Annotated in this window: 15 protein-coding genes; 3 read left to right on the top strand and 12 right to left on the bottom strand. The window is 71.6% G+C overall.

What is annotated here, in order from left to right; translation table 11 throughout:
* Nucleotides 1-30: 30 nt before the first annotated feature.
* On the bottom strand, nt 31-1,182 hold the full coding sequence (locus AB0E24_RS27040) for a DNA polymerase Y family protein (RefSeq protein ID WP_359380750.1): 1,152 nt from the start codon (nt 1,180-1,182) through the stop codon (nt 31-33).
* A complete protein-coding gene (locus AB0E24_RS27035; protein WP_359380748.1) occupies nt 1,179-4,766 on the bottom strand; it encodes a DNA polymerase III subunit alpha in 3,588 nt (1,195 codons plus the stop codon). Before AB0E24_RS27035 ends, AB0E24_RS27040 begins: the two co-directional genes overlap by 4 nt.
* A gap of 263 nt (nt 4,767-5,029) precedes the next feature.
* Here AB0E24_RS27035 and AB0E24_RS27030 point away from each other — a divergent pair, with 263 nt between their 5' ends.
* Both AB0E24_RS27030 and AB0E24_RS27025 read left to right on the top strand, forming a co-directional pair.
* Nucleotides 5,030-5,482 carry a PPOX class F420-dependent oxidoreductase gene (locus AB0E24_RS27030; protein ID WP_231981509.1) on the top strand — a complete coding sequence of 151 codons (453 nt, stop codon included), beginning with the start codon at nt 5,030-5,032 and terminating at the stop codon, nt 5,480-5,482.
* A gap of 395 nt (nt 5,483-5,877) precedes the next feature.
* On the top strand, nt 5,878-6,321 hold the full coding sequence (locus tag AB0E24_RS27025) for a subtilase-type protease inhibitor (protein ID WP_069868828.1): 444 nt from the start codon (nt 5,878-5,880) through the stop codon (nt 6,319-6,321).
* A 132-nt stretch (nt 6,322-6,453) separates the two neighbouring features.
* On the opposite strand, the gene AB0E24_RS27020 is transcribed toward AB0E24_RS27025, so the two are convergent.
* The 9 genes from AB0E24_RS27020 to AB0E24_RS26980 all read right to left on the bottom strand — a co-directional run bounded on the left by AB0E24_RS27020 (nt 6,454) and on the right by AB0E24_RS26980 (nt 17,141).
* Nucleotides 6,454-7,530, bottom strand: a complete 1,077-nt coding sequence (locus AB0E24_RS27020) for a S1 family peptidase (RefSeq protein WP_099013295.1) — start codon at nt 7,528-7,530, stop codon at nt 6,454-6,456.
* Between the two features lie 351 nt (nt 7,531-7,881).
* Entirely contained in the window at nt 7,882-8,817 is a 936-nt protein-coding gene (locus AB0E24_RS27015) for a slipin family protein (protein ID WP_069869105.1), read from the bottom strand.
* A gap of 276 nt (nt 8,818-9,093) precedes the next feature.
* Complete coding sequence (locus tag AB0E24_RS27010) at nt 9,094-9,999, bottom strand: S1 family peptidase (protein ID WP_069868824.1); 906 nt, start codon at nt 9,997-9,999, stop codon at nt 9,094-9,096.
* Nucleotides 10,000-10,322: 323 nt separating this feature from the next.
* Nucleotides 10,323-10,601, bottom strand: a complete 279-nt coding sequence (locus AB0E24_RS27005) for a hypothetical protein (RefSeq protein WP_359380989.1) — start codon at nt 10,599-10,601, stop codon at nt 10,323-10,325.
* A gap of 48 nt (nt 10,602-10,649) precedes the next feature.
* Nucleotides 10,650-11,612 (bottom strand): ABC transporter substrate-binding protein, encoded by a 963-nt coding sequence (locus tag AB0E24_RS27000; RefSeq protein ID WP_359380745.1) that lies wholly within the window; start codon nt 11,610-11,612, stop codon nt 10,650-10,652.
* A 41-nt stretch (nt 11,613-11,653) separates the two neighbouring features.
* Nucleotides 11,654-12,415, bottom strand: a complete 762-nt coding sequence (locus tag AB0E24_RS26995; RefSeq protein ID WP_283887124.1) for an amino acid ABC transporter ATP-binding protein — start codon at nt 12,413-12,415, stop codon at nt 11,654-11,656.
* Nucleotides 12,412-13,302: an amino acid ABC transporter permease gene (locus AB0E24_RS26990; protein ID WP_069868818.1), complete on the bottom strand. Its 891-nt coding sequence runs from the start codon at nt 13,300-13,302 to the stop codon at nt 12,412-12,414. Before AB0E24_RS26990 ends, AB0E24_RS26995 begins: the two co-directional genes overlap by 4 nt.
* Nucleotides 13,303-13,469: 167 nt before the next feature.
* Entirely contained in the window at nt 13,470-15,353 is a 1,884-nt protein-coding gene (locus tag AB0E24_RS26985; protein WP_359380742.1) for an FAD/NAD(P)-binding protein, read from the bottom strand.
* Nucleotides 15,354-15,935: 582 nt separating this feature from the next.
* The gene (locus AB0E24_RS26980; protein ID WP_359380975.1) at nt 15,936-17,141 is read right to left on the bottom strand and encodes a DUF5685 family protein; all 1,206 of its coding nucleotides are present in this window, start codon (nt 17,139-17,141) and stop codon (nt 15,936-15,938) included.
* Between the two features lie 234 nt (nt 17,142-17,375).
* On the opposite strand from AB0E24_RS26980, the gene AB0E24_RS26975 reads away from it, so the two are divergent.
* Nucleotides 17,376-17,807, top strand: a complete 432-nt coding sequence (locus AB0E24_RS26975; RefSeq protein ID WP_069868811.1) for a cell division protein SepF — start codon at nt 17,376-17,378, stop codon at nt 17,805-17,807.
* Nucleotides 17,808-17,817: 10 nt separating this feature from the next.
* Here AB0E24_RS26975 and AB0E24_RS26970 read toward each other — a convergent pair whose 3' ends face one another.
* Nucleotides 17,818-19,005 carry an acyl-CoA dehydrogenase family protein gene (locus AB0E24_RS26970; protein ID WP_069868809.1) on the bottom strand — a complete coding sequence of 396 codons (1,188 nt, stop codon included), beginning with the start codon at nt 19,003-19,005 and terminating at the stop codon, nt 17,818-17,820.
* Between the last annotated feature and the right edge of the window lie 122 nt (nt 19,006-19,127).

The following is a 19,127-nucleotide window of genomic DNA, read 5'->3' as shown; positions in this document are numbered from 1 at the left end:
GGGGCATACGACGCCCGACAAGGCGGCGGCTTAGGCGACATCGAGGAAACCGGCGGGCCGGACCGCGGAGATGCCGAAGCGGGCACGGGCCCGGTCCGCGGCTGCCTCCAGCCGACGTGACTTCTCGTCCGCGGGGTCGAACGTCAGCTGATGGGCGGCGAGTCCGGCGTCCATCAGCCCCTCGACGCGCAGCGCCACGGACCGGACACGGGCCCGCTGCAACCCGAGCGCGTCATGCAGCGCGTACGCGGCGGCGGTCAGCGCCGGGGTGTGCGCGGTCGGTTCGGCCAGGGTGCGGGTGCGGGTGGTAGTGGAGCGGTCGGCGTAGCGGACGGTGACGCTGATCGCGGCCGCGACCTGCCCGCTCGTCCGCAGCCGGACCCCGAGCCCGTCGGCGAGGGTGAGCAGCGCGCGACGCCTGCGGACGGGGTCCAACTCATCGCGCCGGAAGCGGTGTTCGGCGCCCATCGCACGGGCGGGGGCGTTCGGGGTGACCGGCGCCGGGTCGATCCCGTGCGCCCACGCGTGGACGCGGCGCGCGGTCGCCACACCGAGGATCCGCTGCAAGGTGGACAGCGGCGCGGCGGCGATCCGCGCGGCGCTGTCCAGCCCGTACGCACTCAGGGTGCGCGCGGTCGCGGGCCCCACCCCGGGCAGGGCGATGGGCGGCTTACGGGCGAGAAACTCGGCGACGGCGTCCGGATCGCCGGGAACGGTACGGACGGCCCCGGCCGCCCGGCCGGACCGCCCGCCCCCGGGGCCGCCGGGCTCCTGGGCCCCCTGGGACTCCTGGGCTTCGTGGGCGGCCATGCGGGCGAGCAGGGGGTTGGCGGCGACACCGACGGTGCAGTCCACGCCGTACCGGGCCAGCGCCCGGACCCGTACGATCTCGGCCAGCCCCGCCGCGTCCCGCCCGAAGTACCGCAGCGCACCCCGCACATCCGCGAGCGCGGCATCGGGCGGCAGCGCCTCGACGACGGGCGTCAACTCCCCGAGCAGGGTGAGCAGCCCCTGGTAGACGTCCTCCGGGGGCACGGGATGGAACCGCACATACAGCACATGCGGCGTCTCGGCCCGCGCGCCGAGCGGGACGCCACCGCCCAGCGGGACCACACCGGTCAGTCGCGCGGCGGGCTTCCCCTCGGCGCCCGGCAGGGCAAGGGAGTGCTGGCCGGAAGTCATCCCGCGCTCCCCGGGCTCGCATGCCACAGCTTGCGGCCGGTGGCGGCCTGGTCGCCCGCGGGCTGGAGGTCGGCCCACGGGTGCATGGCGTAGCCGGTGGACATCTCGATACGGCGGCCGGAGCCGGCGTCCGCCCCGGCCGTCTCCGGGCCCGTCCCCGCCAGTTCGGCGGCGACCGCCTCGAGACCGCCCTCCTTCCTGAGCCGGGCCAGCTCGGCGAGGTTCCATACGGCCGAGCCCACGACGCTGAGGCTGCGCGGGCCGCGCCGCTGGACCACGCCGCGCACGAGCAGCAGCCAGGAGTGGAAGACGGTGTGCGCGCACGCCGCGTGGCTGTCGTCGAAGAAGGCGCAGTCGACCAGCCCCGTACCGTCGTCGAGCGTGGTGAAGATGACCCGGCGCCCCGAGCGGATCGGCGGGGTCTGGGTGGCGGCCTTGGCGCCCGCGACGAGCACGACCTCCCCGTGCCGCGCGTCGCGCAGCCGCTTCGCTGGGATCGCGCCCAGCTCCTCCAGGAACTCCCGGTGGTCGCCCATCAGATGGCGGGAGACGTCCATGCCGAGGATGCCGAGTTCGGCGCCGAGGCGTTCACCGGCGTCGAGGTCGGGGAGTCCGGCGGGGGCGGCGGGGCCGGTTTCGGCCAGCGGAAGCTGGCCCTCCGCGGTGCGCCGGGCGGCGCCCCGCTGCTGCCGGTGCAGCTCGGCGATGTGCAGCAGCAGATCGCGGCGGCTCACGCCGAACGCGTCCAACGCGCCGACCTGGGCCAGCCGTTCGGCGACCGGCCGTCCGGGGTGGGCGCGCAGCCACAGGTCCTGGAGCGAGGAGTACGGCTGCCCGGCCGCGATCCGCTCGGTCTCGGCCTCGCTGATGCCGTGGACGTCGCTCAGCGCCAGCCGGATGCCGATGCCCCCGCTGCTGCGTTCACCCGCCTCACCGCGATCATCTCCCTTATTACGTTCGCCCCTCTTATCGTGTTCATCCCCCTTGTCACGGCTGCCCCGGGAATCGCCAGACGTCAGTTCGATTCGATAGGCGGCCCCCGACCGGTTCACATCCAATGGCAGGATCGGCACCCCGCGCCGCCGCGCGTCCGCCAGCAGCAGCCGCTTCGGGTACATCCCGGGGTCATGTGTGAGCAGCCCGGCGTAGAAGGCGGCCGGATGGTGTGCCTTGAGCCAGGCGGACTGATACGTCGGGACCGCGAAGGCGACGGCATGCGCCTTGCAGAAGCCGTACGAGCCGAACGCCTCGACAATCTCCCAGGTGCGCGCCAGCACCTCCGGCGAGTAGCCCCGCTTCTCCGCCTCCGCGTGGAACCAGGCCCGTACCCGCCCCTGCCGCTCGGGGTTGGACAGCGCGCGCCGCGCCTCGTCGGCGAGGTCCCGTTCACATCCGGTCATGATCGACACGATCTTGATGATCTGCTCATGGAAGACCACGACCCCATAGGTCTCGCGCAGCGCGTCCTCCAGATCGGGATGCGGATAGCGCGCGGGCTTGCGGCCGTGCCGGGCCTCGATGAAGGGCCGGACCATGTCGGCGGCGACCGGACCCGGCCGGAAGAGCGATATGTCGACCACGAGATCGTGGAAGGAGGTGGGCTGAAGCCGGCCGAGCAGATCGCGCTGACCGGGCGATTCGATCTGGAAGCAGCCGAGCGTCTCGGTGGAGCGGATCAGATCGTAGGTGGCCGGATCGCCGGGCCGCACCTGCCCGGGGTCGTCGATGTCCACGACCCGCCCGGTGGCCCGCCGGATCTCCGCGACCGCGTGTGCCATCGCGGACTGCATCCGCACCCCGAGGACATCCAGCTTGAGCAGGCCGAGCTCCTCCACGTCGTCCTTGTCGAACTGCGACATGGGGAAGCCCTCACCGCTGGTCGGCACGATGGGCGTACGGGCCAGCAGCCCGGCGTCCGAGAGCAGCACCCCGCAGGGGTGCATGGCGATGCCACGGGGCAGCCCGTCGAGCGCCTCGACCAGCTCCCATAGCCTGCCGAAACGTTCCTGCTCAGCGGCGACCGCCTTCAGCTCGGGCAGTTCCGCGAGCGCCGCACGGGCGTCGCGGGCGCGGATGTGCGGGAAGGACTTGGCGAGCCGGTCCACCTCGGCCGGGTCCATGCCGAGCGCCGCGCCCACGTCCCGTACGGCATGGCGCACCCGGTAGGTCTCGGGCATCGAGACGGTCGCGACCCGCTCGGCCCCGAACCGCTCGAAGATCGCGCGATAGACATCGAGCCGGCGCGCGGACTCCACATCGATGTCGATATCGGGCAGCGCGGCGCGCCGCACCGAGAGGAAGCGCTCCATCAGCAGGCCGTTGGCCACGGGGTCGGCATGGGCGATGCCCAGCAGATGGTTGACGAACGACCCGGCGCCGGAACCCCGGGCGGCCACCCGGATGCCGAGCTCCCGGGTGTCGTCGACGACCTGCGCGACGGTGAGGAAGTACGAGGCGAAGCCGAGCCGTTCGATGGTGCGCAGCTCGTCCTCCAGCCGCTCCCAGCGCGCCCGGTCGCGGTCGTACCCCAGCAGCACCATGGCGGCGGCGCAGCGCGACCGCAGCACCCGCTCGGCGCTCCGCCGCCCGGCCCCGACCAGCCGGGGCTCGGGGAAGTGGACGCTGCCCAGGCCGATGTGGTCCTCGGGGTCGACCAGACACGCGGCGGCGGTGCGCCGGGTCTCCTCCAGCAGCCGGTGCGCGGCGTCCCGCCCCATCCCGGCCGCCTCCACGATCCGCTCGGCCGCCTTCGTCATGTCCCGGGGCCCCTTGAGCCAGCGCTCACCGCTGTCGAGCATCCCGGGGTCGCGGGGGTCGATGGGCACGAGCCGGCGGGCCGAGTCCAGGACGTCGGCGACCGGCCCCTCCCCCGGGTCGGCGTAGCGGACGGCGTTGCTCAGCACGGCCGGAATGCCCTGGTCGGCGGCGAAGCCGACGGTACGGGCGGCGAGCCGCAGCGAACCCGGGCCGGTGCCGCTCCGGCCGTGCCATACGGCCTCCAGCCGCAGCGCGTCACCGAAGAGTTCACGCCAGGGGGCGATCAGCCGCGCGGCCCGGTCGGGGCGCCCGGCGGCCAGGGCCCGGCCGACGTCCGAGTCCGGGCCGAGCAGCACGGTCAGCGGGGCGAGCGCGCCGGGGTCGGCGGCCAGATCGCGCCAGTGCAGCAGGGGCGGCCCGGCACCGTTCGTCCGGGCGGTCCCGGGGTGGGCGAGCCCCGCGTGGGCGGCGGAGACCAGCCCGCACAGCGCGGCCCAGCCGGCCGCGCCGTCCCGGCCGAGGAAGACCGCCCTGGGCGTGGACTCGTCGATGAACGCCCCGCCGCGCACCGGCGTACGGCGCCGGGCGGTGCGCCCCGGCTCCGGGGCCTCCATCCGTACGGCGAGGTCCACCCCGAAGAGCGGCCGCACCCCCGCGCGCTCACACGCCCGGGCGAACCGCACCGCTCCGGCGAGGCTGTCGCGGTCGGTCAGCGCGATCGCGTCCATACCGCGCTCGGCGGCACGCTGCGCCAGCCGCTCCGGGTGCGCGGCCCCGTACCGCATGGAGAACCCGGACGCGGTGTGCAGATGCGTGAAGCCTGGCATCCGCACCTCCCGCTGCTCACACCCCCTGACCGACCCTGCTTGTCCCACGCCCCACCATAACCCCATTCTCGAACAGACGTGCGAGTCGGCTCGATCGCGCTTCCCCCTCCACCATAAGCGGCTAAAACACCCTTTAATCCCGCGTGTCGCCTTGTGAACGCGGCATGCGGAGGCGAGGTACGGGGGCGATGCGCGGCGGCGCACGGAATCCGACGGGTCAACACCACTGGGCCGGTCACCGGCCCGTGCGTATGCTGATCACCATGACGGAGGGATCCCTGCTCGATCTGTTGCGGGAGCAGCGCACCGGCGCGCTCATCACCCTCAAGCGCGATGGACGGCCGCAGCTGTCCAATGTCGCCTTCGCCTATGACCCCGCCACACACCTGATCCGGATCTCCGTCACCGACGACCGCGCCAAGACCCGCAATCTGCGCCGCGATCCGCGTGCGAGCTTCTACGTCACCAGCGCGGACCACTACTCCTATCTGGTGGCCGAGGGCGATGCCGAGCTGACGCCGGTCGCCGCCGACCCCCATGACGCCACCGCCGACGAGCTGGTGGAGGTCTACCGCGCGATCCAGGGCGACCATCCGGACTGGGAGGAGTTCCGCACCGCGATGGTGGCCGAGCGACGGCTGGTGGTGCGGTTGCGCGCGGAGCGCGGCTACGGCTGGGGACGGCAGACCGGGCCCCTGAGCGGAGAGCTGGGCTGACCCCACTCCGCCGGTCGGCTTGTCCTGGCAGGTTCTCGCCCTGCCGCGGTGCGCGGCGGCCCTCGCCCCAGAGCCATCATGGACATCGCCCAGTCTCGCCCAGCCTCGCTCAGCTGAGCGCTCTTGAATCGATTTGAGCGCATTGCCACCGCACTGAGCACGCCATCCGCAGAAGCGCGAGACGGCGACGGGACCCCCGAGGGGCGCGCGCCCGCGCGGCGTCGCACACCCGGTCACCACGCGGCGTTCCGCGTCCGGACACCCCCCGCACGCGACAATTAGCCACCGAACGACTACTTGTAGCGACCGGAAGTGCTCGATCGACGTGCGTTCCTGATGCGCACCGCGTAAGACTCCGTCCGGTATCTGCAACGACGAGCAAGGGAGTGTTCGAAATGCGGAAGACCACTGGGGCGATCGGACTGGGAGCCGCCATGGCCGTAAGCGCCGTGCTGGGGATCGGCACGAGCGGCGCGGCGAACGCCGAGCCCGCCAAGCCGAAAAGCCTGTACCCGCCCTCCGCACTGGTCCTCACGGTCGGCTGGGGGTCCGACGCGGCCACGGCCGAGGTCCAGCGGGCGGTGACGCTGAGCTGTCGCCCCACCCCCACCGGCACCCACCCGGCCCGCGCCAAGGCATGCGCCGAACTCCGCTCCGTGGGCGGCACGTTCGGCCGGCTGCGGACCGGCGCGGAGCCCGGCCGGGTGTGCACCAAGGAGTGGCACCCCATCACCGTCACCGCCGAGGGGATCTGGGACGGCCGCCGGGTGTCGTACGAGCACACCTTCGCCAACAACTGCTTCAAGAGTGCGGCCCCGACGGTGGTCTTCGAGTTCTGACCGGCTGAACGGCCCGCGGCTGAACGACCCGCGGGTGAACAAAGGGGCAGGCCCCCGGACACCGTCCACGGGTGTCCGGGGGCCTGCTCCGTTCAGATGCGGGCGGACCGCGGGAGCGAAGCGCTCGTCAGGTCAGCCGATCTCGGCGCCGAACGCGTCAAGCGCCTCGGGCACCGGCTGGAAGAAGGTCTCGCCGCCCGAGGAGCAGTCACCGCTGCCGCCGGAGGTCAGACCCAGCGCCGTGTCGCCCGCGAAGAGCGCGCCGCCGCTGTCGCCGGGCTCGGCGCAGACGGTGGTCTGGATCAGCCCTTCGACCGTCCCCTCCTGGTAGTTGACGGTCGCGTTGAGGCCGGTGACCTCGCCGTCGTGCACCTGGGTGGTGGAGCCGCTGCGCGTCACCGTCTGGCCGACGGTGGCGTCACCGGCCTTGCTGATCTCCTGGGTGCTGCCGTTGTAGAGGTCGACCGCGCTCGGGTGGTCGGTGTCCTTGGTGTACTTGACCAGGCCGTAGTCGTTGCCCGGGAAGTCGCTGCCCTCGTTGGTGCCGATCTCCTCGCCACCCTGCGAGTCGGACCAGCTGCTGATGGCCTCGGTGCAGTGACCGGCGGTCAGGAAGTACGGCTCGCCGCCCTTGACCACGTTGAAGCCCAGCGAGCAGCGCCCACCGTCGCCCCAGATGGCGTCGCCGCCGGCGATGAAGGTGGAGAACTTCCCGGCCGAGCGCTTCACCTCGACCTTGCCGCCGAGCGCGTCGGCGACCTTGTTCAGGGTGGCCATGCGGGCGCCCTTGACGGTGCTGTCCGCGGTGACGACGACCTTGTTGCTTCTGGGGTCCACCGACCAGGAGGTGCCGGGGATGGTGGCCTTCTGCTTCAGCGTCTGACGAGCCGTGCTCAGCTCGGCCAGGGTGTTCTTGACCAGCTTGGCCTCGGCCCCGGCCTCGCGGACCTGGTCCACGACGGCCTTGTTGACCACGTTGACGACGAGCTTCTTGGTCTTGGCGTCGTAGTACGAACCCGCCGTGTCGCTCTTGAGCGAGGAGGTGAGGTTCTGGGCGAGCTTTCCGGCGGCGCCGACCGAGAGGGTCTCGGGCTGGGGCTCACCGGGCGCGGCGTTGGCGCTCTGAAGGGTGATGCCCGTGGCGACCAGGGCCGCTATGCCGGCTCCGGCGATGGCGACACGACGCTTGGGTATGCGGCGGTGCTTCAACTCTCTGCCTTCCAGTGGGGGGTTGGGCCCGTCGGCAGTGGGGTGCCAGGGCCCGGAGGGCGTAACGACATGGCGCTTCTCCCCACTGGGGGGCGCGTCCATGCCAAATTGCGCCGCCGAGTATTCCCATCACCACCGGGTGCGCACAAGGGTGCGTTCGCGTCATCGGCGTGAAATTTACACCGCGGCCTCATGTCCGGACATGGCGGTGCCCGCACACCTTCTGGGTGTACGGGCACCGAATCAGGTATCCGGACGGGCCGTCAAACCGGGGGTATCACCCCGGCTGATCCCGGGCTGATTCCCATCCCTCACGGACTCCCGCGACGGCTCGGCGGTCCACCGGGCGGCTCACCGTTCAACCGTATGCGGCTCCGGCTCGCGCTCGGTGAGCGTCGGCATCGCCTGCCGTGCGGGCTGCGCGGGCTGGGCGGGCGCGGCCTCCCGCTCCGGGGTGGTGGCCGGACCGGCGGCCGGGGCGCCGCCCTCCGCACCACCGTCCGTCCGGGCCGCCGCCCCCTGGATCTCCTGCTGCCCCCGCTCCAGGAAGCGCAGCAGTTCGACCGGGATGGGCAGCACCAGTGTGGAGTTCTTCTCGGCGGCGACCGCCATCACCGTTTGCAGCAGCCGCAGCTGGAGGGCGGACGGGGTGTCGGCCATCTGGGAGGCGGCCTCGGCCAGCTTCTTCGACGCTTGCAGCTCCGCGTCCGCGTTGATCACCCGGGCGCGGCGCTCCCGGTCGGCCTCCGCCTGGCGGGCCATCGACCGCTTCATGGTCTCCGGCAGCGACACGTCCTTGATCTCCACCCGGTCGATATGGACGCCCCATCCGACCGCCGGGCTGTCGATCATGAGCTCGAGGCCCTGGTTGAGCTTCTCCCGGTTGGAGAGCAGATCGTCCAGATCGCTCTTTCCGATGATCGACCGGAGCGAGGTCTGGGCCATCTGGGAGACCGCGAAGCGGTAGTCCTCGACCGCGATGAGCGCCTCGGCCGGGTCCACGACCTTGAAGTAGACGACGGCGTCGACCCGCACGGTCACATTGTCCCGGGTGATGCCCTCCTGGGCGGGCACGGGCATCGTCACGATCTGCATATTGACCTTCTGGAGCCGGTCGACGACCGGAGTGATCATGGTGAACCCCGGCCCCCGGATATCGGAGCGCAGCCTCCCGAGCCGGAAGACCACCCCCCGCTCGTACTGCTTGACCACCCGGGCCGCGGCGAGCGCGCCAAGGGCTCCGAGGCAAGCCAGTACCACTATCAATGTCACGAGCGCATCGACCATCACGGCCACCTGCCGTCCGTATCGCGAACAATGCCCCTCGTGGGGTACTGATGTCCACGATAGTCCGCCCGCCGAACAGTGGGGAGGGTCGCGGAACGGACCCGTCCGGCGGCCCGGAAAGGGCCTGGTCCGGCTCCATGGACAGGGCCCGGCCCATGGTCCGGGGCGACCCGGCCCGACGGCGCGGAGAGCCCCCGCCCGGTGGCCCGGACGGGGGCTCTCGCTCAGCCTGGTGCGCAGATGATCAGCGAAGGATCAGCGAAGGAACGGCGCCGATCAGTAGACGCTCACGCCGTACGCGTTCAGCGCCTCGACGACCGGCTGGAAGAACGTGGTGCCACCGGAGGTGCAGTTGCCGCTGCCGCCGGAGGTGAGGCCGAGGGCGGTGGAGCCGGCGTAGAGCGGGCCGCCACTGTCGCCGGGCTCGGCGCAGACCGTGGTCTGGATCATGCCGTAGACGATGTCACCGTTGCCGTAGTTGACCGTGGCGTTCAGCGCGGTGACCCGGCCGCTGTGGATGCCGGTGGTGGAGCCGCGCCGGGTGACCGTCTGGCCCACGGTGGGGTTGGCGGCCGAGGTGATGTCCTGGCTGCCGACGGTGCCCTCGGGGCTGACCGAGCCGCTGTACCGGACCAGACCGTAGTCGTTGGTCGGGAAGCTGGAGCCGGCCGTCGGGCCGATGGTGGTGGTGTGGCCGGAGTTCGACCACCAGGTGCCGGCACCGTCGGTGCAGTGACCGGCGGTGACGAAGTAGTTGGCCCCACTGCTGTTACGCACGTTGAAGCCGAGGGAGCAGCGCCAGCTACTCGCGTAGATCGCGTCGCCGCCCGAGATCAGCTTCTGAATCTTGCCGGAGGTCCGCTTGACCTCGATCGCGTCGGCGCTCGTGCCGGCGGTGTTCTTGATCTTGGCTATCTCGCTCTGGGACACCGAGCTGTCGGCGGTGACCACGAGCTTGTTGGTCGCCTTGTCGACGTACCAGGCGGTGCCCGCGACATCGGCCTCGAGGACGGCGTTGCTCGCCGACTTGGCCTCGGCCGCGCTGAAGGTGCGGGCGCCGTCGCTTCCGGCGTAGGCGGCGGGGGCGGCGAGCGCCGTTCCGGCCACCAGGGCGGAGGTCGCGGCAATCAGGGCTATGCGTCTCGCCTGCTTGGCGTGGGGGGTGTTGCGCTTGATCCTCAACTCTTCCTCCGGGGGAATCGGGGGTCCGCTTGGGTGGGCAGGCCCGTGAGGCGCAGTCAATGAGCACGCCGATGACCGATACGACCCGATTCGGCGTGCCCCTGACAAGCGCTTCCGGAAGTATTCGTGGCCGTGGGCGCACCGCGCAAGAGGACAATTCGGAACAGCCGCCGAACACACGCCACATAGCCCCGGCGGGTTCAGGCCGCCGGGGCTTGTGCTCCCATCCCTTTGGGCATCCGGTGAGACGAACGCGCGGGCGATCGGGTTCCGTTATGGCACCGGCGTATCGCATCCCCGCTGCCGGGCCGGTGCGCGGCGGCTCAGCGCCGCTCCCCCGGATGAGGAAGTCCCAGGTGGTCCCGGAGTGTTGAACCGGTGTACACGGTGCGGAACACCCCGCGCTCCAGGAGCAGCGGCACCACCCGGTCCACGAAGTCATCGAGCCCCCCGCGGTACAGCGGCGGTCCACCGGGCGTCTCGGTCAGTGAGACCGCCGGGGCGGCGGCCGGGGAGCTCCCGGCCGCGCCCTCCCCGCCGGCCAGGTCCACGGCGACGGCGGCGAGCACGGTGAGCGCGCCGGGCTCCCGGCCGTGTGCCACCGGTCGGTACGGCCACGGTCGGGGCCTTCCTCGGTCGGGGATCAGGGGTCACGGCTTGGGCAGCCCGGGCGGGTTGATCTCGGACTTCCTCACCGCCTCGCTGGAGAGCCCCCACCGCTTCAGGACCTTGGCGTACGAACCGTCCTCGATCACGTGGTCCAGGGCCGCGGCGTAGGCGTCGACCAGCCCGCTGCCCTTCTTGGTGGTGGCCGCGATCTTGCCCTGCACCTGGTCGCCACCGCCCGAGAACCGGCCGATGATCTGGGTCTGGCCGGCCGAGGCGACGTGGTAGGCGGAGGTGGGGTTCGGGCCGAAGTAGGCGTCGATACGGCCGGACTGGAGGGCGAGGTAGTAGTCGGTGTCCTTCTGGAAGTACTTGATGTCCACGGGCTTACGGCCCGCCTTCTGGTTCTGCTTGCTCCAGTCGACGAGGATCTTCTCCTGGTTGGTGCCGGAGGCGACCGAAACGGTCTTGCCCGCCACGTCCTCGGGGCCCTTGACCCGCCAGGAGGTGCCCTTCTTGGCCTCGAAGGCGAGGTCGTCCAGCCGGTAGGTGGCGAAGTCGTACTTCTCCTTGCGCTCCTCGGTGACCGTCACATTGGAGAAGACGCCGTCGAACTTGGAGCTGTCCAGGCCGACGAAGAGGTTCTCCCAGGAGACCGCCTGGAATTCAGGCTTGAGTCCGAGGGTGTCGGCGACCAGCGTGGCGATGTCGATCTCGGAGCCGATCCGGGTCTTGTCGTCGGTCGCGTAGAAGCCGAGCGGGGCGGAGGCGTCGGCGCTGCCGCCGATGCGCAGGGTGCCGCGCTGACGGATCGAGGCCGGCACCTTCGCCGCGATCGAGTCGACCTTCTTCCCTCTGATCCGGTGCTGGTCCGGGCTGATGTTGATGGCGTTGTTCTCGCCCTTGGAGCCCACCGTCTCCTGGGCATCGCCGTCGCCGCAGCCGCCGAGCAGTGCGGAGGCGGTGAGCGCGACGACGGCGGTGACGAGGGTGCGGCGGGTCTTCACGGGGGTGCTCCTTGCGTAGCCGTGGCGGAACATCGGTGGCCTCAGAGGACCTTGGAGAGGAATGTCCTGGTGCGGTCATGGCGCGGGGCGTCGAGCACTTCGGCGGGGGTGCCCCGCTCGACGATCCGGCCGCCGTCCATGAAGACGACGGTGTCGGCGACCTCCCGTGCGAAGCCGATCTCATGGGTGACGACGATCATCGTGGTGCCCTGGTGGGCCAGGTCCTTGATGACGTCGAGGACCTCACCGACCAGTTCGGGGTCGAGGGCGGAGGTCGGCTCGTCGAAGAGCAGCAGCTCGGGCTCCAGGGCCAGGGCGCGGGCGATCGCCACCCGCTGCTGCTGCCCGCCGGAGAGCTGCCGGGGGTACGCGGCCGCCTTGTCGGCGAGGCCGACCCGGGCGAGCAGCGTCTCGGCGGAGCGCACCGCCTCCTTCCTGGGGCGGCGCAGGGCCGAGACCGGCGCCTCGACGATGTTCTCCAGCACCGTCAGATGCGGGAAGAGATTGAAGTTCTGGAAGACGAAGCCGATCCGGGTGCGCTGTTTGAGGATCTCGCGTTCGCGCAGCTCGTAGAGGCGGTCGCCCTGGCGGCGGTAGCCGACCAACGAACCGCCGACGCTGATCCAGCCGCTGTCCACCTTCTCCAGATGGTTGATGGCGCGCAGCAGGGTGGACTTACCCGAGCCGGAGGGCCCGAGGACCACGGCCACCTCCCCGGAGCGCACCTCCAGGTCGATACCGCGCAGCACCTCCAGCGACCCGAAGCTCTTGTGGACGGAGCGGATGTCGACCATGGCGGTCATCGGGTGGCTCCCCGCGAGAAGTGGCGCTCGACGTAGTACTGCGCGACCGAGAGCACGGTGGTCAGGATGATGTACCAGACGGTCGCGACCATCAGCAGCGGCACGACCCGGCCATTGCGTCCGTAGATGACCTGCACCTGGTAGAAGAGCTCGCCGATCGCCATGACGGAGACGATCGAGGTGCCCTTGAAGAGCGAGATGACCTCGTTGGCGGCGTTCGGCAGGATCGACCGCATCGCCTGCGGGAGCACGATCCTGCGCAGCTGCCGCAGCCGGGGGATGCCGAGCGCGGCCGCCGCCTCCAGCTGTCCGCCGTCCACGGCGAGGACTCCGCCGCGCACGATCTCCGCGGCGTAGGCCGCCTGGTGGAGCGCGAGTCCGAGCACCGCCGCGCTCATCGCCCCGACCAGACCGGCGGTGTCGAAGGAGAAGAAGCCGGGGCCGAAGGGGATGCCGAAGTCGAGCCGCTTGTAGAGATAGGTGAGGTTGAACCAGAAGAGCAGCTGGACGATGAGCGGGATGGAGCGGAACGCCCAGATATAGGTGAAGGCCACCGACTTCAGGAACGGGCTCTTGGACAGCCGCATGAAGGCGAGGACGATCCCGAGGGCGAAGCCGAGCGCGGTGCCGTAGAAGGTGAGCTGGATGGTGATCCAGACCGCCTTGAGGATGGTCCGGGTGGTGAAGAAGTCGGCGAAGACGTCCCACTCCCAGCCGGAGTTGGTGATCAGGCCGTGGGCGAACTGGGCCACCAGGACGGCCGTGACGACCACGGCGGCCCAGCGCCAGGGGTGGCGCACCGGGACGACCTTGAGGGCGGAGTAGTCCTCGCGTTCGGCACCGCCTTCGGCGGCCTTGCCGACGGGTGGATCGGACGTCAGCGACATGGAGGGTCCTTCGGGGGAGAGCTGAGGGCGGTGCGGGAGATGGTCCTGCGGGGCGGTGCCCGGACCGATGGCTGTGCCGGGGCCGCTCGGGCCGATGGTTGTGCGGGCGCCGCTCAGGCCGATGACCGCGCGAGGGCCGCTCGGGCCGACGGCTGTGCGGGCGCCGCTCAGGCGGTGAGCGAGGCGCGACAGGACAGGTCGCGCAGACAGCGCAGCAGGGCCCGCGCGGTCGCGTCGTTCTGCCGGAACGCGGGCGCGTTGGTACCGGGCCGGGCGAAGGCGCCGGAGGCGCGGGCGTCGGTGTGCGGGCCGAGCGCGAAGCGGCGCGGATGCGGGCGGCCTCCCCGGTCCAGGATCCGGGCGTCGGCGGGGCTGACGGCGAGCAGTCCGGCCGGGGTGGCGGCGGCGCCGTCGCGGTGCAGGGAGCGCAGCAGGGTGTCGCGGGAGCGGTCCACGGTCGGCTCCGGCAGCCGGGCCTCGACCAGCGCACGGGCCTCCACGACATGGCCGGGCACGCTGGCGGAGCTCGCCCGGAACACCCCGCGCAGCGGATCGGCGGCCACGGCCGTCTCGGCGCCGAGGAAGCGGACCACTCCGGCGCGGGAGAGCGCGAGCAGCTGCTCGAGCCGTGGGCCGGGCGGGCCGGAGGCGAGGAAGCTGAAGAAGCCGTGCCACCAGCCGCCGATGTCGCCGAACCGGATCAGCTGGCCGTAGACGGAGAGCAGGGCGAGGAAGACGGCCAGGTCGGGGCTGTGCGCGGGGTCGTGCCTACGGGCCAGATCGGCCTCGATATGGCCGCGCAGCGCCTGCTGGAGGGCCTCGTGATCATCGAACCGCAGCCCGGTCAGCGGGCGATCGAGGACGTCGAGATCGAGCCGGTCGGCCGGGTCGGGGACGGCCGCGGCGACCAGGGCGGCCAGTTCGGGGCTGCCGGGCGGGCAGGCGGCGTACTTCTCCTCGAACGCGGACCACGGTCCGGCCGTGCGCTCCGGATGGGCGGTGAACAGCCGGTGGTAGTGGGCGAAGCCCAGCTCCTTGGCGATCAGCGGCCAGATGTCGCGCCGGAAGTCCGGCCGCCCGGGGCGCGAGAGCAACTCCTCGACCTGGGCGGGGCCGAAGAAGCGCGGCACCGGGGGCCGTTCACCGCTCAGCGAGTAGCCGATCTTGGCGTGGTACGGAACGCCGCGCCGCGAACCGGCGTACAGCACGGGCTCACGCCCGGAGGGCCGGTAGACCAGCTCCCCGTCCGGACCGCGCTCATAGCGCCCGCCGCGCCCCTCGGTGAGCAGCACCATCAGATCGACGAAGGCGAGGCCGAGACCGCGTACGAGCACCGGCTCGCCGGGGCGCAGCGCGTTCAGATCGCTGTCCGCGGTGAACTCCGGCGGGAGGTGGACCAGTCCGTGCTCGGCGGCGAACGCGGTGAGCGCCCGCTGCTCGGCGTCGGGGTCGGCGTCGAGGTGGCCGAGGGCGAGGACCACGGCGTCCGCGGTGAGCGGGGCGGTGCGCCCCTCCAGCCACACCTGCTGGCGCCCGTCGTACGGCCCGGTGACACGAACGGCACGGTCCCGGTGCTCATGGACGGTGGTTCCGGGCGGCAGGGCGGCCACCGACCGCTCGTACACCCAGCCCAGATAGGCGCTCTGGAGGCGCCGGGTGGCGAAGCTGCGCCCGGTGAGGGCGGCGGCCTCGGCGGCGAGCTCCGGCGGCAGGGCGTGGGGCAGCCCTTCCTCGCGGAGCCGTCCGGCCCATTCGGAGAGGGAGGGGCCGGGGCATATGGGGCCTTCGCGCTCCACCGACGCGTCGGTGAACATCGTGACGTCCTCGGCCATGGAGTTCATCCACAGCAGCGGGGACTGGTCGGGGCGCCAGATACGGCCGCCGCCTGGCGGATGCGGATCGACCAGGTGCAGCTCGAACGGGGCGCCGTCGCCGTGCAGTTCGGGGGCGTTGGCGGCGATGCGCTCGATCAGACCGGTGGCACGCGGGCCCGCGCCGACGATGACGACCGTGGCGGGTGAGCGGCGCGGATGGTCCGGATTCGCGGACATGCGAGGGCTCCGTGAGTTCTGAAGTGAACACACGCATGGCCTTCACACACGGCCGAGCCCCTCAGCTCGGCAGACGAGCCCCTCAGCTCGACATGAGCCCGAGATTAAGGTGTCCACACCGTGGGCTGTCAAGGCTGTCCGAACTATGAACAGCACGTCTCACCGCGGTTGACGCGCAAGCGGAAGGCTGCTCCACTTGGCCCATGGACTCACGGCGGCGACTGGTCACGCGCGACCACATCGACTTCGGTCGGGTGTGGTCGGCGTCCTGTTCGGGCTGACCGCCCGCCTCCGCTGCCGTAGGGGATTCCCCTCCCCCAGTGTTCCGAGGCTTCGCCCGCCCGCCGGTCCCTCGCTCCGGTGTGGCCACCGCATATCCGCGTCGTCACGCGCGTCCGGCCTTCCCACACACGTCAGTGCTCCACCCCTCCCCTCAGTGCATCTTTCGGCCACAGAGTGTCCGGCGGGCCACGATGCTTCCCCCGCCCCGCCCCTTCCCTCCCCTTCTCGCCTCGGCCCTGGGTCCGTGGCAGGGCCCCAGTTGTGGGAAGGGGCGGGCCCGCCGCGGGCGGCACGATCCGCCTAGCAGTCGCAGCCGCAGTCACAACCATCACAGCAGTCGCAGCTACAGCAGTCGCTGCAATTGCCACAGCAGTCACAACAGTCGCAGCAGTCATCGCACTTATGGCACAGGCCCTCACGCGGCTGCCCGGACCACGGGTCGTGGTACGGGTCCCGGCAGCACACCTGGCAGGTGCAGCAGAGCCCGGTCCACACCAGGCAGCCGGCGAACAGCCCCCGGCGGCGGCCGTGCGGCGGCTCCGGCGGTGCGCCGCCGGGGCCTCCCGGGGTGATCCACGGCGACTGCGGCGGCCCGTAGGAGGACTCCGGGGTGGTGGAGCCCTGGCCGGTGTGCGCACAGCCGGTGGTGCCGAAGGCGCGGTCGACCGCGCGCCGGAGCTCATGGACCAGCAGCACATGGGCGAGCCGGCCGGAGCCCTCGCCCGCGAATTCGGTGTCCTTCAGCGCCAGCCGCACCCCGTGCACCGCGTCGTCGCACAGCCTGCGCACCTCGGCGAGGTCGGCTCCGGTGGCCGCTATCGGGTTCCAGGCGCCGCTCTCGGCGTCCTCGGCCAGGTCCTCCACCGCGTCCAGCAGATGCGCCAGCCGCCCGAAGAGCCGGCCCGCCTCCTCCAGCGGGGCCCGGTTGCCGGGCCGCCCGGCCAGGACGGCGGTGTGCCCGAAGGCCACGGCGGTCGCGGTCTCGGTGGGCTCGGTGACGGCCAGCAGTGAGGTGCCGGGGCCCGCGTGGGCCTCCAGTTCGGCCTGCCGGCCGACCGCGTCGAGCAACAGGGCGGTATCAAAACCGAGCGCCGCACCGCCGCGCTCCCCCGCCCGGTCCCACCGCCCGGCCACCCGGCGGGCGGCCGCGGCGACCGGCCGCCGGGCCAACGCCCCGTCGCCGTCCGCGACATGGTCCCGTACCTTCGCCGAGGCCAGCACCAGCGAGACGGTGGCCGCGAGCCGCGCCCCCTCGCCCTGGGCGACCGACGCCGTCCGCATCCCGCGCAGCGGACAGGGCCCGGCGGTGCGCCGCCAGCCGTCCGAGCGTCCGGCCTGGGCCTCCACCAGGACCGATATCACCAGGCCGTCGTAATTGGTGGTGACACGGGCGAACTGCCCGTGGTCCCCCCTCAACGCGAGGCACAGCCCGCACAAATGCGCCATCCACTCGGTGCGCAGGTTTTCCGACAGCCGATGCCGACAAGGCCGGATAATGCCAAACAACACGATCCCCCGTTCACCCGTACGTCCCCGACGTCACCCGTCCGGCAGCGGCGGAGTCTACCCAGCGCTCCGTCAGCCCCCTTAAGCAGGTGGAACTCTGATATGGCGCCAGCCGTTGTGCACCAGTAACGTCACGAATCCCCTGTGCGGCCGCAATCCACGTGGCAGACCATCCGCATCATGGACGACCATAGAGGGGCGGACGGTACACACCATCAGGGAGAGGAGGCGTCCATGGGATCGGTACGCAAGGCAAGTGCCTGGCTTGGCCTCGTCGACGACAGCGATGACGAGCGCTACTACGACGACGACTACGCCGAGGGGTCCGAGACCGGCGGCTCCTGGATGACCGACCCGCGAGCGCGGGTGGCCGACCAGACCGCGCGGGACCAGGGCACCCGGATCGCCACGGTCACCCCGGACGGATTCCGGGACGCCCGCGGCATCGGCGAGCTGTTCCGGGAGGGTGTGCCGGTCATCGTCAATCTCACGACGATGGAGTCCTCCGACGCCAAGCGTGTGGTGGATTTCATGGCCGGCCTGATCTTCGGGCTGAGAGGCTCGATCGACCGCGTGGCCAACCGCGTCTTCCTCCTCACCCCGCCGGACTACCAGATCGTCAGCGGTCAGTCCGGCCACGCCACTGGCTTTTTCAACCAGAGCTAGGGTCCATCGCTCACCGGAAGGCGTCGATTCCGGTGAGCGCCTTGCCCAGCACCAGTTGGTGCATTTCGACGGTGCCCTCATAGGTGAGCACGGACTCCAGATTCGTGGCGTGCCGCATCACCGGATACTCCAGCGAGATGCCGTTGGCCCCCAGAATCGTCCGGGCCGTACGGCAGATCTCGATCGCCTCCCGCACATTGTTCAGCTTGCCGAAGCTGACCTGCTCGGGACGGAGCCGCCCCGCCTCCATACGCCGCCCCAGATGGTGGGCGAGCAGCATCCCCTTGTGGAGTTCCAGCGCCATATCGGCCAGCTTGGCCTGGGTGAGCTGGAAGCCCCCGATCGGCCGGCCGAACTGCTCGCGCTCGCGGGCGTAGTCCAGTGCCGCCTCGAAGGCGGAGCGGGCCGCCCCCATCGAGCCCCAGACGATGCCGTAGCGGGCGTGGCCCAGACAGCTCAGCGGCCCCCGCAACCCGGTGACCTCCGGCAGCACCGCGTCGGCCGGCAGCCGCACCTCGTCCAGGACCAGCTCACTGGTGACCGAGGCGCGCAGCGACCACTTGTGCTTGATGTCGGAGGCCGAGAAGCCGGGCGCGTCGGTGGGAACGACGAAGCCGCGGACGCCCTCGTCGGTGCGGGCCCACACCACCGCGACTCCCGCCACCGAGCCATTGGTGATCCACATCTTGCGGCCGGTGAGCACCCAGTCCGAGCCGTCCCGCTTGGCGTAGGTGCGCATACCGGCCGGATCGGAGCCGTGGTCGGGCTCGGTCAGCCCGAAGCAGCCGATGACCTCGCCGGAGGCCATCCGGGGCAGCCACCGCTCCTTCTGCTCCTCGGAGCCGAAGCGGTGGATGGCGTACATGGACAGCGAACCCTGCACCGACATCAGGGAGCGGATCCCGGAGTCGGCGGCCTCCAGCTCCAGACAGGCCAGCCCGTACTGGATCGGGCTGGCGCCCGCGCAGCCGTAGCCGGTGAGCGACATGCCGAGCGCGCCGAGGGAGCCGAGCTCCCGGGCCAGCTCCCGGATGCCGGGCACCTCGCCGCGCTCGTACCAGTCGGCGACGTACGGCAGCACGCGGTCGGCGGCCCACTGCCGCATGGTGTCGCGGATGGCCAGGTCCTCGGGGGCCAGGAGATCGTCGAGCCCCAGTGGGTCGCGCGGGTCGAACGGCGGCAGGGTGCCAGCGGACATGGGCGGCGGCCTCCGGTGGGTGCGGGTCCGGGTCCGCCGGGTGGCCACCCGCCGCCGGGGCGCGTCCTCCCGCCCGGCGGCCGGGGTGATCAGCCCGGTCGATCCGACGCTACGGCCGGGTA

The sequence above is a fragment of the Streptomyces malaysiensis subsp. malaysiensis genome (genome assembly GCF_040653035.1).
Lineage (GTDB): Bacteria > Actinomycetota > Actinomycetes > Streptomycetales > Streptomycetaceae > Streptomyces > Streptomyces malaysiensis.
Note: the sequence above shows the minus strand (reverse complement) of the source record. Positions and strands in the feature narration are given on the sequence as shown.

Excerpts from the sequence above, each read along its gene's own strand:
- AB0E24_RS26990 (WP_069868818.1), bottom strand. The coding sequence starts at position 13,302 with ATGTCGCTGACGTCCGATCCACCCGTCGGCAAGGCCGCCGAAGGCGGT.
- AB0E24_RS27040 (WP_359380750.1), bottom strand. The coding sequence starts at position 1,182 with ATGACTTCCGGCCAGCACTCCCTTGCCCTGCCGGGCGCCGAGGGGAAG.
- AB0E24_RS27025 (WP_069868828.1), top strand. The coding sequence starts at position 5,878 with ATGCGGAAGACCACTGGGGCGATCGGACTGGGAGCCGCCATGGCCGTA.
- AB0E24_RS26995 (WP_283887124.1), bottom strand. The coding sequence starts at position 12,415 with ATGACCGCCATGGTCGACATCCGCTCCGTCCACAAGAGCTTCGGGTCG.
- AB0E24_RS27015 (WP_069869105.1), bottom strand. The coding sequence starts at position 8,817 with ATGGTCGATGCGCTCGTGACATTGATAGTGGTACTGGCTTGCCTCGGA.
- AB0E24_RS26975 (WP_069868811.1), top strand. The coding sequence starts at position 17,376 with ATGGGATCGGTACGCAAGGCAAGTGCCTGGCTTGGCCTCGTCGACGAC.
- AB0E24_RS27030 (WP_231981509.1), top strand. The coding sequence starts at position 5,030 with ATGACGGAGGGATCCCTGCTCGATCTGTTGCGGGAGCAGCGCACCGGC.
- AB0E24_RS26970 (WP_069868809.1), bottom strand. The coding sequence starts at position 19,005 with ATGTCCGCTGGCACCCTGCCGCCGTTCGACCCGCGCGACCCACTGGGG.
- AB0E24_RS26985 (WP_359380742.1), bottom strand. The coding sequence starts at position 15,353 with ATGTCCGCGAATCCGGACCATCCGCGCCGCTCACCCGCCACGGTCGTC.
- AB0E24_RS27035 (WP_359380748.1), bottom strand. The coding sequence starts at position 4,766 with ATGCCAGGCTTCACGCATCTGCACACCGCGTCCGGGTTCTCCATGCGG.